10 protein-coding genes are annotated in these 15,478 nt (G+C 64.4%); 6 read left to right on the forward strand and 4 right to left on the reverse strand.

The features are described 5' to 3' along the window. Nucleotide 1: 1 nt before the first annotated feature. Nucleotides 2-514: a sigma-70 family RNA polymerase sigma factor gene (locus BN1143_RS06250; RefSeq protein ID WP_019840901.1), complete on the reverse strand. Its 513-nt coding sequence runs from the start codon at nt 512-514 to the stop codon at nt 2-4. Nucleotides 515-718: 204 nt separating this feature from the next. Here BN1143_RS06250 and BN1143_RS06260 point away from each other — a divergent pair, with 204 nt between their 5' ends. Then, nucleotides 719-2,869 (forward strand): condensation domain-containing protein, encoded by a 2,151-nt coding sequence (locus BN1143_RS06260; protein WP_082038457.1) that lies wholly within the window; start codon nt 719-721, stop codon nt 2,867-2,869. Between the two features lie 36 nt (nt 2,870-2,905). Here BN1143_RS06260 and basC read toward each other — a convergent pair whose 3' ends face one another. Both basC and BN1143_RS06270 read right to left on the reverse strand, forming a co-directional pair. Continuing rightward, the gene (gene basC / locus BN1143_RS06265; protein ID WP_156141288.1) at nt 2,906-4,210 is read right to left on the reverse strand and encodes a putative histamine N-monooxygenase; all 1,305 of its coding nucleotides are present in this window, start codon (nt 4,208-4,210) and stop codon (nt 2,906-2,908) included. Nucleotides 4,211-4,276: 66 nt separating this feature from the next. Next, a complete protein-coding gene (locus tag BN1143_RS06270) occupies nt 4,277-8,566 on the reverse strand; it encodes an amino acid adenylation domain-containing protein (RefSeq protein WP_042050019.1) in 4,290 nt (1,429 codons plus the stop codon). Between the two features lie 290 nt (nt 8,567-8,856). Between BN1143_RS06270 and BN1143_RS06275 the strand changes: the two genes are divergently transcribed. Together BN1143_RS06275 and BN1143_RS06280 are read left to right on the forward strand one after the other, a co-directional pair. Further along, entirely contained in the window at nt 8,857-9,096 is a 240-nt protein-coding gene (locus BN1143_RS06275) for a phosphopantetheine-binding protein (protein ID WP_231570561.1), read from the forward strand. A 66-nt stretch (nt 9,097-9,162) separates the two neighbouring features. Then, the gene (locus BN1143_RS06280; RefSeq protein WP_082038458.1) at nt 9,163-10,362 is read left to right on the forward strand and encodes a histidine decarboxylase; all 1,200 of its coding nucleotides are present in this window, start codon (nt 9,163-9,165) and stop codon (nt 10,360-10,362) included. 50 nt (nt 10,363-10,412) lie between these two features. Here the strand turns inward: BN1143_RS06280 and BN1143_RS06285 are convergent, their stop codons facing one another. Next, nucleotides 10,413-11,276 carry a YicC/YloC family endoribonuclease gene (locus BN1143_RS06285; protein WP_017784252.1) on the reverse strand — a complete coding sequence of 288 codons (864 nt, stop codon included), beginning with the start codon at nt 11,274-11,276 and terminating at the stop codon, nt 10,413-10,415. Between the two features lie 147 nt (nt 11,277-11,423). Here BN1143_RS06285 and rph point away from each other — a divergent pair, with 147 nt between their 5' ends. From rph to BN1143_RS06300, 3 genes are all read left to right on the forward strand, one after another. Beyond that, on the forward strand, nt 11,424-12,140 hold the full coding sequence (gene rph, locus BN1143_RS06290; RefSeq protein ID WP_042050020.1) for a ribonuclease PH: 717 nt from the start codon (nt 11,424-11,426) through the stop codon (nt 12,138-12,140). Nucleotides 12,141-12,214: 74 nt separating this feature from the next. Further along, the gene (pyrE, locus tag BN1143_RS06295) at nt 12,215-12,868 is read left to right on the forward strand and encodes an orotate phosphoribosyltransferase (RefSeq protein WP_042050022.1); all 654 of its coding nucleotides are present in this window, start codon (nt 12,215-12,217) and stop codon (nt 12,866-12,868) included. 176 nt (nt 12,869-13,044) lie between these two features. After that, on the forward strand, nt 13,045-15,477 hold the full coding sequence (locus tag BN1143_RS06300; protein WP_042050023.1) for a heavy metal translocating P-type ATPase: 2,433 nt from the start codon (nt 13,045-13,047) through the stop codon (nt 15,475-15,477). Nucleotide 15,478: the final 1 nt, after the last annotated feature.

Here is a 15,478-nt window from a genome sequence, read left to right on the forward strand (position 1 = left end):
GTCAGATGCCGCCGCCGGGCCGGCTGCGATGGCAGCTTTGCACGCCCTGGGCGATATACTTCTCGACCGATGAAACAGACACCTGCAGCTGGCTGGCGATGTCCTGATAACCGAGGCCGCCGAGGCGGGAGAGCAGCAGGGCCTGGCGGATCTTGGGGGACTGGCGTTGCAGGGCTGATGCGACGGCTCCCAGCGCCTCGCGCTGCATGGCGCGCAGCTCTTCCGAGGGGGCCTGAGCGTCGGGCTGGTAGCTTTGCTGCTCGAGGTAGCGGGCCTCCAGCGCACGCCGGCGGTAGAGATCGATCACCTTGCCCTTGGCGATCTGCATCAGATGGCGACGGCACTCGGCCGCCGTGGGGATATGTCCCTTGCGCAGCAGCTGAAGGTAGATGTCGTGCGCCAGATCCGCGGCGTCGCAGCTATTGCCCAACCTGCGTCTTAGCAGCGAGCAGAGCCATCCGTGATGTTCCTGATACAGACGATGCAACTGCGCCTGGAAGGAGCCTGTGCCCATTTCCACGATTTCTCTCCTGAACCTCGTGTTATTTTTATTTGAGAATGAAAATCATTATGGTAATCATTTGCACGGTATCGTGTTCATCGATATATCGCAATGCCTTTCCCGCCAATTAGGGGGGAGGGGCATGCGTCCGTGGTTATTTCAAATAAAACAGACGTAATTCACAGGGTTATATTTCCACAGAGAAGGAGATGGCTTTTGCTGCAATTCCATAATGAGGGGCTGCTTGAGCTGCCTGTCAGTGCCCATGAAGAGAGCTGCTGGTTGTTACAACAACAGCAGCCCGAGCAGATAATTAAACAGGTGATGTGTTGGCCGCTCCCTGACGATATTGATATTTCGCTGTTGATATTGAGTGTTGAGTTATTAATAAAGGAGCAGCCGGAACTCAATGCCCGTTATTTTTTCAGTGCCGATGGCGATCTATTTAAATATCAGATAAATGGCTGGTATCCCTGTCTGGAATTTCATCGTCTGGCGGCTGAGGAGGTGGATGAGCTGGTACGGCGAGTGCAGCAGGCCCCCTGGGACAGCGCCCGCCAGCCGCCTTTCAAGGCATTGATTATCAACGCAGAAAGTAGTGTGACACTGGCGCTGGTGCTGCATCCTGTGCTTGCGGAACAGGGTTCGCCACAGACCCTGATGGCGGCGCTGAAGCAGCACTACGATCGGTTGGCTACCGGCCAGGCCGGGCAATCGCCGCTGCTGCTATCATCCCCGGCATGCATTGCCACACCAGCCTCTTGTGCCCCTGCTCATGATGTCGGCAAGAATATTTCACGGATTATTCTTGAGGAGTTTCGCCGTGCCTTGTCATCGCCCGATATGGGACCGGATGATGACTTTTTTGATAATGGTGGTCACTCCCTGCTGGCGACCAGAATTATTGGGAAATTACTGAGCGAGCACGGTATCGAGTGCCGCTTCAACGACTTTTTCGAATCGCCGACGGCGGCTGCCCTGGCACGCAAGGCCGTGATATCAGAGCAGGCTTCACTACCGGAAGCCGTCTCGGAAAATAACAGGGCACCGGCTCCGCTCGCCCTGGCGCAGGCCTCTCTGTGGCGGGCTTATGAAGCCCACGACTTTGGCACCATTTTTAATCTTCCCTTTGCCCTCGATTTTATTGACGAGGTGGACGAGTCCCTGTTTGCTCGCGCCTTTGCCGATATTATCGAGCGCCACGCCAGTTTGCGGACCCTGTTCATGACGCAGGATGGCGAAGTGCGGCAACGCATTCTCCCGGTCGATCAGCTGGCCGGCTATCGCTGGTTCTGGGGCAGTGCCGAGTCGCAGGGGATGACCCTGGCCGACGCAGCGGCCCATCGCTTCGACCTGACCCGGGAACTGCCGCTGCGGATCCGTTTCCTGCGCGATCCGGCCACGGGGCGCCAGCAGCTCTCCTTGCTGGTACACCACATGGTGGTGGACGAGTGGTCCATCAACCTGATGATGGGGGAGCTGGCCCAGGCTTACCTGGCTCGCGCCGCCGGAATTGCCCCCCGCTGGGATGCACCGGCGCCGGCGTTTCACGATTTTGCCCGCCGGCAGGCGGCGGATGGGATCAACGAGACGCACCTGTCCTACTGGACCCGTCTGCTGCACGGCGCCGTGCCGGCTTCCCGCCGTCCTCCCTTGCCGGTGATGCCCCTGCAGGGGGAAACCTGGGCCGCCCGCTGGCACGAGTGGCAGCCGGCCGAGGGCACGCTGGCCCGGCTCTATGAGCTGGCCCGCGCCCACGATGCCTCCCTCTTTACCCTGATGTACACGGCCATCGCCCTCTCCTTGCACCAGCTGGGTCAGGCTGAGGAGATCCTGATCGGTACCTCGACCTCGGGGCGCACCGATCCCGCCTTCTTCGACTCGGTGGGCTATTTCACTACCATGGTGGCGCATCGGGTGTCGTTTGCCGCGACCACCCGGTTTGGCGATCTGTTGCGCCAGGTGACCCGCACCATCAACGACTCACTCTGCTATGCGGATGTGCCGCTCGAACAGATCCAGCAGGGATTGGGCATGACGCCTGCCGACGGCTTGCTGTTCGACGTCTACATCCAGATCCACGCCAGCAACGCCCTCAACGGCCGTCTGCCGACCCCGGCGGGCGAGGGGCTGCGCTACCGCCAGATCGATGCGGACAAGACCGAAACCATGTTCGGCCTGCAGTTCGAGATCATGGAGGATGTGCTGGACGATGAGCGGCGGCTGCGGCTGGTCATTACTTACCGGGACGGACGCTACAGCCCGGCCCAGATACAGACTCTCTGTGCCCTGCTTGACCGGTTGCTCGAACAGCTGGTGCGGGAGGGTACCGCCAGCCCGCTCGCAGCCCTGGCCCCACAGGTGTGATGGCGTGAGCCCCCGCAAGGGGGCTCACTGTTTGGCTCAGTCGGTCGGCAGACCGTAGTGCTGGAAGGTGGTGCGGGTGGGCAGGTGGTAATGGGCGCGGCCCAGCAGCTGGTTGAGGATGCGGGCATTGCGGTTGGGCCCGAGCCCCAGATCCGGCGAGCCTACCCCCTGCTGGAAGATGTCGGCGTTGTGGATGAAGACCCGGCCAGTGCCCCGATCGGCGCGGCGGGCGGTGAAGTCCTCCTGCACTATGCAGTCCCCCTGTTCGTCCACGGCCAGCACCTCACTCTTCAATTGTTCGAACCAGGCGGGCCAGGCATGGGCATAGCCGGTGGCGGCCACCACGGCATCGGCCTCGAGGGTACAACGCTGATCGAGCTGGGTGTGGTGGCAGGTCAGACGCAGGGCGCCGTCGCTCAGGACTTCGGCCGCCTCCAGATTGCAGCTGGAGAAGAGGGTCAGCCCGGGTGTCTGGCCGCCGATGGATCGCTCGTAGAGCAGGTCGAACAGGGCGCCTATGGTCGCGAAGCTGATCCCCTTGTAGAGCATCCCCTGCCCGGCCACGATGGCGCGCCGTTTCTCCCGCGGGATGCGCTGGAAATAGTCCATGTAGCCGGGGGTGAAGCACTCCTGCCCCAGCTTGGAGTACTCCATGGGGTGGAAGCCGGGGGCCCGGGTGATCCACTGGATGGCCGCCCCGGCGGCCACCCGCTCCGGCGTGAGCGTCTGGAACAGGGCCAGCACGCACTCGGCCGCACTCTGCCCCGAGCCGACCACGGTCACCCGGCGGCAGGCGGCCAGGCGCTCCCTGGCGTGCAGGAAGTCGGCGGAGTGCAGCAGATTCTGATGATCGATCCCCTGCGCCCAGGCTGGCAGGGCCGGACGGGTGCCGATGCCGATGGCTAGATCACGGCTCTGGTAGTGGTGGGGCTGGCCGTCGGCGTCGCGGCTCTCGAGGCAGAAACGCTCCTTGCCCGCATCGTAATGCACCGCCACCACCTCTTCGCCAAAGCGGCAGCCGGGGAGCTGCTCGGCGGCCCAGCGGCAGTAGTGGTCATACTCGCGGCGCGGGATCTGGAAGTGGTCGTAGTAGTAGAAGGGGTAGAGCCGGTCGTGCCGGTGCAGATAGTTGAGGTAGCTCAGCGGATGGGTCGGGTCGGCCAGGGTGACCAGGTCGGCCAGGAAGGGCACCTGCAGCGTGGTGCCCGGCAGCAGGAGCCCCTGGTGCCAGCTGAAGGCCGGTTTGCGGTCCAGAAACACCCCGCTCAGCTCGGGATGCCGGTCCAGCAGGGCCGCCAGCCCCAGGTTGAAGGGGCCGATGCCGACCCCGGCGATATCCACGTGTGTGGTCTCCATAAACACTCCCAAAGGAAAGGTGATGCGCCCCGGCCATGCCGGGGCGCAGGGTCAGGTGTGCACGCTGGCCAGCAGCCCCTCGACGTCGGCTGCCGTGCGGCAGGCCAGCAGCTGGCCCGGTGACAGCTCCACGGCGAAGCGTTCGCGCAGCCGGGCAGAAATGGTCTTCAGGTGCTGGGGCCGCAACCCCAGCGCGGTAAAGGGTTGCCGGCTGTCGGCACTGCCCGGTGCCGCGCCCAGCACCTCCAGATAGATGTCGAGTACCCCGTGACGGGGGGCGGGTTGCGCCAGCAGGTGGCGTGCGGCGGGCTTGTCCGGCTTGCCGTTGGCGGTGAGGGGCAGCTGCGCGACGGCCAGGGCGCGGGTCGGCACATGGGAGGCCGGCAACTGCGCCCGGGCAAACTCGCGCAGGGCGGCCGGGTCCAGCCGGTGGCCGGTGGCGCAGACGTAGAGCAGCCCGATCCCCAGCTCTCCTTGTTGCTCGTCGCCGTACTCCACCACCAGCACCTGGGCGAGGGCCGGATGGGTGATGAGGGCACTCTCGACGTCGGGCAGCGAGACACGCACCCCGCGCACCTTGATGTAACCGTTGACCCGGCTGTCGAACAGCAGGGTGCCGTCGCGGCGGTAGCGGCCCCGGTCGCCGGTGCGAAACGCACGCACCGGCTGGCCCCTGTCATCGGTGAGGGTGACGAAGTCGGTCTGGACGAGCTGCCCCTGTTCTAGGTAGCCGAGGGCCAGGTTGACGCCGCTGGTATGGATGCGGCCCGCCACCCCGAGCGGGCAGTGTTCACCGCGCTCGTCCAGCAGCCAGTAGGCATTGCCCGGCAGTGGTGTGCCATAGGGGATTCGCTGCCTATCGTCGGCGCTTATCTCGTGCCAGATGCTCCAGATGGTGGTTTCAGTCGGCCCGCCGAGGGAGAAGAGACGGGCGGCGGGCAGGCCGCTGCGCAGGCGCTCTATGATGCCCGGCTTGATGTAATCCCCCCCCAGGGCGACGAGCCGCAGACTCTGCAGCGTGTCGACCGGGTGGCAGGCGAGCAGCATCTCCAGCATGGCCGGCACCGAACACCAGAGGGTGATGCCGTGGCGCGCGATGAGCCGGCCCCAGTGCACCGCGTCCTTGTCGGCGCCGGGCTCCGGCAGCACCAGGGTGGCGCCGGCGGTCAGGCAGCCAAACACGTCGAAGACCGACATGTCGTGGTGCAGCGGGGTGACGGAGAGAAACCTGTCCTGCTCTGTGATGTTCCAGCGCTGCAGGGTGCTGCCGATCACGTTGGCGGTGGCCTGGTTGCTCAGCACCACGCACTTGGGGCGCCCCGTGGTGCCTGAGGTGTAGAGGTAGTAGGCCGGCGTGGTGTGGGCACTGCGCCCCGCCCAGGGCGTGCCGAGGGGGGCGTCGGAGCCGGCCAGCAGGGTGGCCGGGGTCAGCGTGGGGTGGCCCGTCTCTGCGCCTGGCTCTGCCACCACCAGGTCGGGGCAGCAGTTGTCCAGCAGATAGCGGCGGCGTTCAGCTGGCGAGGCAGCATCGACGGGCACCCAGATGATGCCGCTGAGGGCGCAGGCCAGGGTCACCATGGTGTGCTCGGGACTGCGCGGCAGGCAGATGGCGACGACCTGCCCGGCCTCGATGCCGGCCTCGCTCAGGGCATGCATCACGCGCCCCACGCCGTGACCAAGCTCCCGGTAGCTGAACCGTCGTTCCCCCTGGCTCAGGGCCACAGCCTCGTGCTGCGGATGGAACAGGCGATCGGCGATGCGCTGCAGGAAGTCGGTGTGGCAGGCGGCGTCCGGCAGGCTGTTGTGACGGGCATGGGTGGGGGTGACCAGATCCGGGAGGTGAAATGCCTTTCCCTCCGCCAGCCGGGCCACGGCACGCGCCATGGCCGCGAGCAGATCGCTTACCAGCGCGGCCTCCAGAGCCTCGCTGGCGTAGTCGATGTCGAGCACCAGGGTACCGTCGGCCTGCTGGCTGATGCGGATGTCCATGGCGACCTGGGGTGTCTGGGTCAGCCCCCCTTGCCACTGCATGGGGCTCTCTGGCGCGGCCACCGGCCAGGCCAGTCCGTTGGTGATGACCACGGGCAGGGCGGGCCCGCCGCCATGGGTCTCCACCAGCTGGCGGGCGATATCGACCCCGGAGAAGGCGAGCCGATCCAGCCCCTCCATGACGTCCTGCTGCAGGATGTGGGCCCGCTCCAGCAGGGTGCCCTCCGCGGGCTGCCAGGTGAGAGCGATAAAGCTGGATCGGTTGGTCAGCGGCCCGCCGGGTGGCGGGGCCACCGGCACGGCCACGCAGAGATCCCCCTCGTCGCGCCAGCGGGAGAGCACCTCCAGGATGACGGCCATCAGGGTGGTGTTCTTGAACAGGTGCTGGCGGGCACCCAGCTTGTAGAGCGCGGCCGCCTGCCCGGCAGGTATGTGTTGCCGCTGGCGTGCGTAGCGGGCACTGCGCAGACCTTCGAGCGGCTGGGTCCATGGCAGGCGCGGTGGCCCCTCCAGTCTGGCCAGCTTGCGCCGCCAGTAGTCCCCGGCTTGCTCCCGCTGCGCCGCCGTGGGCTCGTGAGCGGGCGGAGAGGGCAGCGCGGGGGCCACTATTCCTTCGAACAGTTCGCGCATCAGGGTGGCGATGGCGTGTCCATCCAGGATTAGGGCATCGATGCGCACGAAGGCGACCAGCTCGTCTCCCGGCAGGTGCAGCAGGGTCAGCTCCCAGGGGGACTGCGTCAGGTCGAACAGGGCATGGCTGTATGCCTCCCGGTGGCGAGCGAGCCTGGGAGCCACCTCCTCTTCGGTCAGCTGACGCAGGTCCTGTTCGTGCAGATTGAGGCGCGCCTCGTCATCGACGATCTGTACCAGGCGGTCGGCATCGATGCGGGTACGCAGCGCATCGTGGCGCTGCACCATCTCCCGCAGGCGGGCGCGCAGCAGCGCCGGCTCCATCTTGCCGCGGTACTCCCGGTACTCCTGCATGGCGACCCCTCCGAGCGGAAACTGGGTTGTGCGCCCGAGCAGGTAGGCCTGCTGCAGCGACGTCAGGGGGGCCTCTCGGCGGCGGCGCAACTGGGCGTCGAGCAGGGCGGGATCCCGCGCCAGCTGGCGCAGATGTGCCACCAGATCGTCGAAGAGGGCGGTGATCCAGGGGCGCGGCAGGGCATCGAGGCGGACGTCCCAGTTGATGAGCAGTTCGCCGCGCAGGCGCACCAGCTGGGCATCCAGCGCCACCTGGGGGCCCTGGGAGATGACCCAGTTCATGGCGCCGAAGACCCTGTGCACCCGTTCGTCAAACAGCGAGCCCCCTTCCAGATCCAGGGCGGCGGTGAAGACGATGGGGGCCAGCTGGGCCGAGCCGTGGTGGCGGGAGAGGTCGCGCATCACCGCCACGCCGGAATAGGCGCCGTGGCCGAGGCGCTGGTGCCATTGGGCCGCCAGTTGCCGGCACAGCGCATCCAGCGTGCCGGCCTGGTCAAGGTCCACGTCCACCAGGGTGAGGTTGGCGAACTCGCCGGCGATCCGCTGCTCGTTGCCAAGCACGGGCTCGCGCCAGAAGAAGGGGACATTGAGGCGAAAATGTCTGTCGCCGGTGGCCTTGCCCAGGGCGTGGGCGAAGAGGCCCAGCATCAGGCTGGAGAGGGTCAGGCGCCGCTGCCGTGCCAGGGTGGTGAGGGCCTGGCAGGTGGCGGCATCCAGGGTGGCGCTGAGGCGCTCGCTGGTGGGGGGAGTCTGCTGCGGAACGGTCGGCAGGGTGGGCGCCGGCGCCAACGTTGGCAGCTGTTGTCGCCACCACTGCCGATCCTGTTCCCGACGCTCACGCAGGCGCGTCTGCACCGCCTCGTGCCAGGCAAAAAACGAGGGGGCCGGCGGCGGCGTCCACGCCGGCTCTTCGTACCACCGGGCCAGATCGGCGAGCAGGATCCGCACGCTGGAGGGATCGACGGCCATCATGTCGGTGTCGATGTGCAGCCGCTGGCGCTGGTTTGCCAGCCGGGTGACGGAGAAGCGGGCCGCCTGACCCCGGCTCAGATCGAGTTGCTGATGGGTCCACTCCTGCCGCTTGCGGGCCAGGGCATCGGCCAGTGGCTGGCCGCTCAGGGAGCGGAAATCATCTATCTCCAGCACGGCCGGGGCAGGATCCCCCAGCGTTTGAGCGCCGTCCCGGGTGACGGTCAGGCGCAGCATGGGGTGCGCCTGATAGAGACGCTCCAGCGCACCGTGCAGGCGCGCCAGATCGAGGGCCGGGCCGTCAAACTCGGCGTAGAGGTGGGCACTGACGCCCCCCAGATGGGCATGCGCGCTGCGTCCCATCCAGCAAGCCGCCTGCATCGCGGTCAGTTCTTTCATCTCATTCATGGCGTTGACAACTTGTCGTGTTTCGTTGTTTATATATTTAAAGGTGAGAATGATTTTCATTTCAAGGTTAATTTATTCCGTCAACCCATATGGTTATATCGATAAGTCGCTTAATTAAATTGGCATCAGTCGTGGCCAGAGATGACTCTGGACGGTATTTCAGACCGGTATGGCGAAACCTATTTTTTGGCAGCCGTCGATCCAGTTTTCAGCAATTGGGTGGGAGCGGTGATTAAACAATCACGACTAGAAATAACCATGACAGACAGTGAGGAAATAACATGAGCAGGCCTACATTCATGACCCGTGAGTGGTTGAATGAACGAGTACAGAGCTTGGTGGAGGAGGGGGAGCTGGATCCGGAGGAGAGTCTGGTGCTGTATGGGCTGGACTCCCTCAGCATCATGCGCTTTACCGCAGAGCTGAAGGCACAGGGGGTCGATGTCGGCTTTGACGAGCTGGCGCGCAGGCCCACCCTGTCAGCCTGGTGGGAGCTCCTGAGCGGCTCCCAGGCGGCCTGACTGGCTGTATATATTCAATCAATTTCACGCATTGCTCTTATCATTCAGCAAGGGCGGCGCCAGGTCATGGCGCTCGCCACGGACACCATCATGACGCTGTCAGCAGAAGATCAGCACAGGCTCGAGCAGTTTTGGCAGTTCTGCCTTACCCATCAATATTTCAATGTCGGTTATCCGGAGGCTGCCGACTTTGATTATTCCCAGCTGCACAAGTTTTTACAGTTTTCTATCAATAACTGTGGCGACTGGGGTGCGCCTGGAAATTATTTGCTCAATACCTTCGAATTTGAGCGAGAGGTCATGCACTATTTCTCATCGCTATTTTCAATCCCGCCAGAGCAGAGCTGGGGTTATGTGACCAATGGCGGCACCGAAGGCAATATGTTTGGCTGTTATCTTGCCAGAGAGTTGTTTCCTGAAGGCACCCTCTATTATTCACAAGAGACACACTATTCGGTTGCCAAAATAATCAGGTTGCTGCGGATCAAGGCCAAGGAAATTCCCACACTGCCCAGCGGGGAAATAGACTGCGATAAATTGGCAGAGCAGATAGTGGATGATGGCGAGCGTCATCCCATCATATTTGCCAATATCGGTACCACCATGAAGGGGGCGGTCGACGACATCGGCGCCATTCAACGGCGGCTGTCGGCCATCGGCATCCCGCGTCAGGACTACTACCTGCACGCGGATGCGGCCCTGAGCGGCATGATACTGCCGTTTGTGGACGATGCGCCGGCCTTTTCATTTGCCGACGGCATCGATTCCATCAGTGTCTCGGGCCACAAGATGATGGGGTCGCCGATCCCGTGCGGCATCGTGCTGGCCAGGCGGCGTTTTGTGGATCGCATCGCCGTGGAGGTGGACTACATCTCGGCCAGCGATCAGACCATCAGCGGATCGCGCAACGGCTTCACGCCCCTGTTGATGTGGGCCGCCATCAAGGGGCGGACGCTGGCCCAGTGGCGTGAGCGGACCGGGCGCTGCCTGGCCATGGCCCAGCAGCTGGTGGAGCGGTTGAATCAGCAGGGGGTGCCCGCCTGGCGGCATCTGCACTCCATTACCGTGGTCTTCCCGCGCCCCTCGGAGCGCACCTGGAAGCGCCATTGCCTGGCGACCTCGGGCGAGCACTCCCACCTCATCACCCTGCCTCATCATCACAGCCTTCATCAGCTGGATGCGGTGATCCGCGACATAGTGCGGGATCTCGGCCCGGCGGCCGAGCCCACCGCCTGTACGCTCCCTGTGCTCGCCTGCTCCGCATAAAAAGAAAAAGCCATTGTCTCCAATGGCTTTTTCACGCAATCGAACCAGTATTATTCGATGTTCTGGATCTGCTCGCGCATCTGCTCGATGAGCACCTTCAGCTCGACGGCTGACTGGGTCACCTCGGCGTTGATGGACTTGGAGCCGAGGGTGTTCGACTCGCGGTTGAACTCCTGCATCATGAAGTCGAGGCGGCGGCCACAGGCGCCACCCTTCTTCATGATTTTGTTGGTCTCGCTGATGTGCATTTCCAGCCGATCCAGCTCTTCGGCCACGTCGATCTTCTGGGCCAGCAGCACGATCTCCTGCTCGATGCGAGCCGGATCCAGCTCAACCTTGGCTTCGGCCAGCCGGTCGGTGAGCTTCTGGCGCTGCCACTCGATGATCTGCGGCAGGTGCACGCGCACCTTCTTCACTTCTACCTGAATACCGGCCAGGCGCTGTTCGATCAGCGACTTGAGGTTGGCCCCTTCGCTGGCGCGGGAGGCGAGGAAATCTTCCATGGTCTGGTCAAACCCGCCGAGCAGCTCGGTGGCGACCGCATCCATGTCCTGCTCGGCGGCAGCCATCACGCCCGGCCAGCGCAGCACGTCGACCGGATTGAGCTGGCCCTGGCCCGCCTCTTTCATCACCCAGTTGGCGCTGTCGATGATGAGTTTGGCCAGCTCTTCATTGATGTGCAGCTGGCTGGCGGCGGCCTGGGCGGCCTCGAAGCGCAGGTTGCACTCCACCTTGCCGCGCTGCAGCTTGGCGCGGAAGCGCTCACGCAGAACCGGCTCCAGGCTGCGCAGTTGTTCCGGCAGGCGAATGTAGGTCTCCAGATAGCGCTGGTTGACCGAACGAATTTCCCAAACGGCTGTGCCCCAGTCGCCCTTGAGTTCCTTGCGGGCGTAGGCGGTCATGCTGTGAATCATTGATTGTTCCGGGCTTGATGAAGTGTGGGGCCAGTATACTCAGCCAGGCCTGCTCCGTCAGCCGACAGCGTGGTTTTAGCGGCTGATATTTGGGGCGGGATCACTTATAATCGCCCGCCAATTTGAGCCAGCCCAGAGGTCCGTCCCATGTCACGTCCCAGCGATCGCACTGCCGCGCAGCTTCGTCCGGTCACCATTACCCGCCACTTCACCAAGCATGCTGAAGGGTCCGTGCTGGTGGAATTCGGCAACACCCGCGTGCTTTGCACCGCCAGCGTCGACACCAGCGTGCCGCGCTTCCTGAAAGGGAAGAATCAGGGCTGGGTGACCGCCGAGTACGGCATGCTGCCGCGCTCCACCCACTCCCGGATGAACCGCGAAGCGGCCTCCGGCAAGCAGAGCGGCCGCACCCTGGAGATCTCTCGCCTGATCGCCCGCTCCCTGCGCGCCGCGGTAGACCTGACCGCCCTGGGCGAGCACTCCATCACAGTTGACTGCGACGTGCTGCAGGCCGACGGTGGCACCCGTACCGCCGCCATCACTGGTGCCTGTGTGGCGCTGGTGGACGCGCTGAACTGGATGGTGGAGAAGGGCATGATCAAGCAGAGCCCGCTCAAGCAGATGATCGCCGCCGTCTCCGTCGGCATGTTCGAAGGGGAAGCCATCTGCGATCTGGAGTACATCGAAGACTCCGCCGCCGAGACCGACATGAACGTGGTGATGACCGAGGATGGTCGCATCATCGAGGTGCAGGGCACCGCGGAGGCCGAGCCCTTCACCCACGAAGAGCTGCTGGCCATGCTGGCGCTCGCCAAGGGCGGCATCGCCGACATCATTGCGCTGCAGAAGCAGTCGCTCTCCTGATTTTAAAAACGCGGCATTGACCGCGTTTTTTTATACCCCACGAAAGTAAACGACAAGCCAAGCAAGGAGCCAGAATGAAAGCCTACCAGCGTCAATTTATCGAGTTCGCCCTGGAGAAGCAGGTCCTCAAATTCGGTGAATTTACCCTGAAATCCGGTCGTAAAAGCCCCTACTTCTTCAACGCCGGTCTGTTCAACAGCGGCCGCGATCTGGCCCGTCTCGGGCGTTTCTATGCCGCCGCCCTGATGGATGCCGGCATCGCGTTCGATGTGTTGTTTGGCCCGGCCTACAAGGGGATCCCCATCGCTTCCGCCACTGCGGTACAGCTGGTTGAGCAGCACGACGTGGACGTGCCCTGGTGCTTTAACCGTAAGGAAGCCAAGGATCACGGCGAGGGCGGCAATCTGGTGGGCAGCCCGCTCAAGGGGCGCATCATGCTGGTGGATGACGTCATCACCGCCGGCACCGCCATCCGCGAGTCCATGGATCTGATCCAGGCCAACGGTGCCTCCCTGGCCGGTGTGCTGATCGCGCTGGACCGTCAGGAGAAGGGCAAGGGCGAGCTCTCCGCTATTCAGGAGGTGGAGCGTGACTACGGCGCCCACATCATCGCCATCATCCAGATGAGCGACCTGATCGCTTATCTGGAAGAGAAGCAGGCCGAGCAGCCGGAGCTGGCTACGCAACTGGCTGCCATGAAGGCGTACCGCGCCCAGTACGGCATCTGAGCCGGTCACACCGCGTAATAGTTGAATGCGGCGCCCGTTTGCTCTCTGGCAGCAAACGGGCGCCGTTTTTTCATCTGCAAAAAGTGAGTCAGATGGCTTGAGCTTACCCTTACAGTAAAGGTTAGGGTTTGCTGGTCGGCGCTCGTTCTGGCCGATGGGTTCCGGGGAGGAACAAGATGACCACTCATATTCAATTACCCATCCATCTGCAGCTGCCGCTCACAGGCATGAGCTGTGCCAATTGCGCCAGCCGCATCACGACCGCCCTCAACAAGCTGGAGGGGGTCGAGGCGACCGTCAACTTCGCGCTGGAGCAGGCCGCCATCGACCTGGCCAGCCCCGACCGTTTGCCGGCTGTGCTGGAGAGCATCCAGGCACAGGGCTATGACTATGGCCACGAGACGCTCTCCTTCCAGATCAGCGGCATGACCTGTGCCGGTTGTTCGGCCCGTCTGAACAAGATGCTGGCCGCGCTGCCGGGCGTCATCTCCGCCGACGTCAACTTTTCGATCGAACAGGCCCGTATCGTGCTGGTGCCCGGGATGCAGACCCCTGCCGCATTGCGCGAGCAGATCGAAGCCCTCGGCTTTGGTGCCCAGCTGGCGCAGGGCTCGGCCAGTGGCCGCCGTCAGCAGTTGCTGGAGCGGGAAGCGCAGGAGGCCGCCAGTGCCCGTCAGGCGCAGACCCGGGTCATCGTCTCGGCGCTGCTGACCCTGCCGCTGCTGGCGGGCATGCTGGCCATGGCCGGTCTGCTGCCCTGGCATCTGCCCGCCTGGCTCGAACTGGTGCTCGCCACCCCGGTGCAGTTCTGGATCGGGGCCCGCTTCTATCGCGGTGCCTGGCTCGCCATCAAGAACCGCTCCGCCAATATGGACGTGCTGGTGGCGACCGGCACCAGCGCGGCCTACTTCTACAGCCTCTATCTGCTGCTGACCCTGGGGATGGCCGCCAGCGGCCAGCTCTATTTCGAGGCGAGCGCCATCATCATCACCCTGATCTCCCTCGGCAAGTTGCTGGAAGCCAGGGCCCGACGCAGCACCCAGTCCGCCATTCGCGAACTGATGGCGCTGCGGCCGGAAACCGCCACCGTCTGGCGCGGTGAGAGCTGGCAGAGCGTCGCCATCGACGAGGTGCTGCGCGGCGATCGGCTGCGGGTGCTGGTGGGTGAGCGGGTGCCGGTGGATGGCAAGATCCTGAGCGGCGAGAGCGAGCTGGACGAGTCGATCCTCACCGGCGAGAGCCTGCCGGTGCCCCGCGGCGAGGGCGACAAGGTGCTGGGCGGCGCCATCAACCGCTCCGGCGTGCTGGAGATCGAGGCCACGACTGTGGGGGAGGACTCCAGCCTCAGCAAGATCATCGCCCTGGTGGAGAGCGCCCAGATGGGCAAGGCCCCGCTGCAGCAGCTGGTGGACAAGGTCTCCGCCGTGTTCGTGCCGGTGGTGATGGCCATCGCCCTCTTTACCCTGCTGGTGTGGTACGCCATCGGCAACGACTTCGGTCAGGCGCTGCTGGCGGCGGTGGCGGTGCTGGTGATCGCCTGCCCCTGCGCGCTGGGACTGGCCACGCCGGCCGCCATCGTCACCGGCACCGGGGTGGCGGCGCGCCACGGCATTCTGATCAAGGATGTGGATACCCTGCAGAAGGCCCACGCCATCAAGGCGCTGATCTTCGACAAGACAGGTACGCTCACTCAGGGCCGGCCGGTGCTGGCGAGCTGGAGCGGCAACGACGAGCAGCTGCGCCTCGCCGCTGCCCTGCAGCAGGCGAGCGAGCACCCGCTGGCGCTGGCCATGCGCGAGGCAGCCGGCAAAGATGCCGTGCTGCCCCAGCCGGAGGCGGTGGAGGTGCGGGTCGGGGCTGGTATCCTCGGCCAGGTGGTGGATCATTCGGTCGCCATCGGCAATGCCAGTCTGCTGGCCCAGCTCGGCATTGACGTACCACAACAGGATGAACAAGCCGCCGACGGCGCGACCCGGGTCTGGGTGGCCATCGACGGCGTGGTGGCCGGCATAGCGGCCCTGGCCGATACCCTGAGACCGGAGAGCCCCGAGGCCATCGCTACCCTGCGCCAGCGCGGCATCGCCAGCTGGCTGGTGAGCGGTGACGCACCGGCACCGGTGGCCCATATCGCCGCCAAGCTGGGGCTGGATGGGGCGTTTGACTCAGTGCTGCCGGCTGGCAAGGTGGAAAAAGTCGAGGCGTTACGGGCGCAAACCCGCGGGCTGGTCGCCATGGTGGGGGACGGGGTGAACGATGCCCCGGCGCTGGCGGCGGCGGATGTGGGCATCGCCATGGGCTCCGGCTCGGACGTGGCGATGGAGACCGCCGCTATCACCCTCATGCGCTCTGATCCGCGGCTGGTGGCCGATGCCATCGACATCTCGGCGGCCACCTGGCGCACCATCCAGCAGAACCTGTTCTGGGCCTTCGTGTTCAACATCATCGGCATTCCGCTGGCGGCGCTGGGTTACCTCAGCCCCGAGCTGGCGGGGGCGGCCATGGCCCTGAGCAGCATCACAGTCTTGAGCAATTCCCTGTTACTGAAACGCTGGCAACCGCGGGCGCTCGCCCAGGTCAGCCACCATGTCAGCACTGAATCGAACCGTTAAG

Source organism: Aeromonas dhakensis (genome assembly GCF_000820305.1).
GTDB classification, from domain to species: Bacteria; Pseudomonadota; Gammaproteobacteria; order Enterobacterales; family Aeromonadaceae; genus Aeromonas; species Aeromonas dhakensis.

Excerpts from the sequence above, each read along its gene's own strand:
- BN1143_RS06250 (WP_019840901.1), bottom strand. The coding sequence starts at position 514 with ATGGGCACAGGCTCCTTCCAGGCGCAGTTGCATCGTCTGTATCAGGAA.
- BN1143_RS06270 (WP_042050019.1), bottom strand. The coding sequence starts at position 8,566 with ATGAAAGAACTGACCGCGATGCAGGCGGCTTGCTGGATGGGACGCAGC.
- BN1143_RS06275 (WP_231570561.1), top strand. The coding sequence starts at position 8,857 with ATGAGCAGGCCTACATTCATGACCCGTGAGTGGTTGAATGAACGAGTA.
- BN1143_RS06280 (WP_082038458.1), top strand. The coding sequence starts at position 9,163 with ATGGCGCTCGCCACGGACACCATCATGACGCTGTCAGCAGAAGATCAG.
- BN1143_RS06285 (WP_017784252.1), bottom strand. The coding sequence starts at position 11,276 with ATGATTCACAGCATGACCGCCTACGCCCGCAAGGAACTCAAGGGCGAC.
- rph (WP_042050020.1), top strand. The coding sequence starts at position 11,424 with ATGTCACGTCCCAGCGATCGCACTGCCGCGCAGCTTCGTCCGGTCACC.
- pyrE (WP_042050022.1), top strand. The coding sequence starts at position 12,215 with ATGAAAGCCTACCAGCGTCAATTTATCGAGTTCGCCCTGGAGAAGCAG.
- BN1143_RS06300 (WP_042050023.1), top strand. The coding sequence starts at position 13,045 with ATGACCACTCATATTCAATTACCCATCCATCTGCAGCTGCCGCTCACA.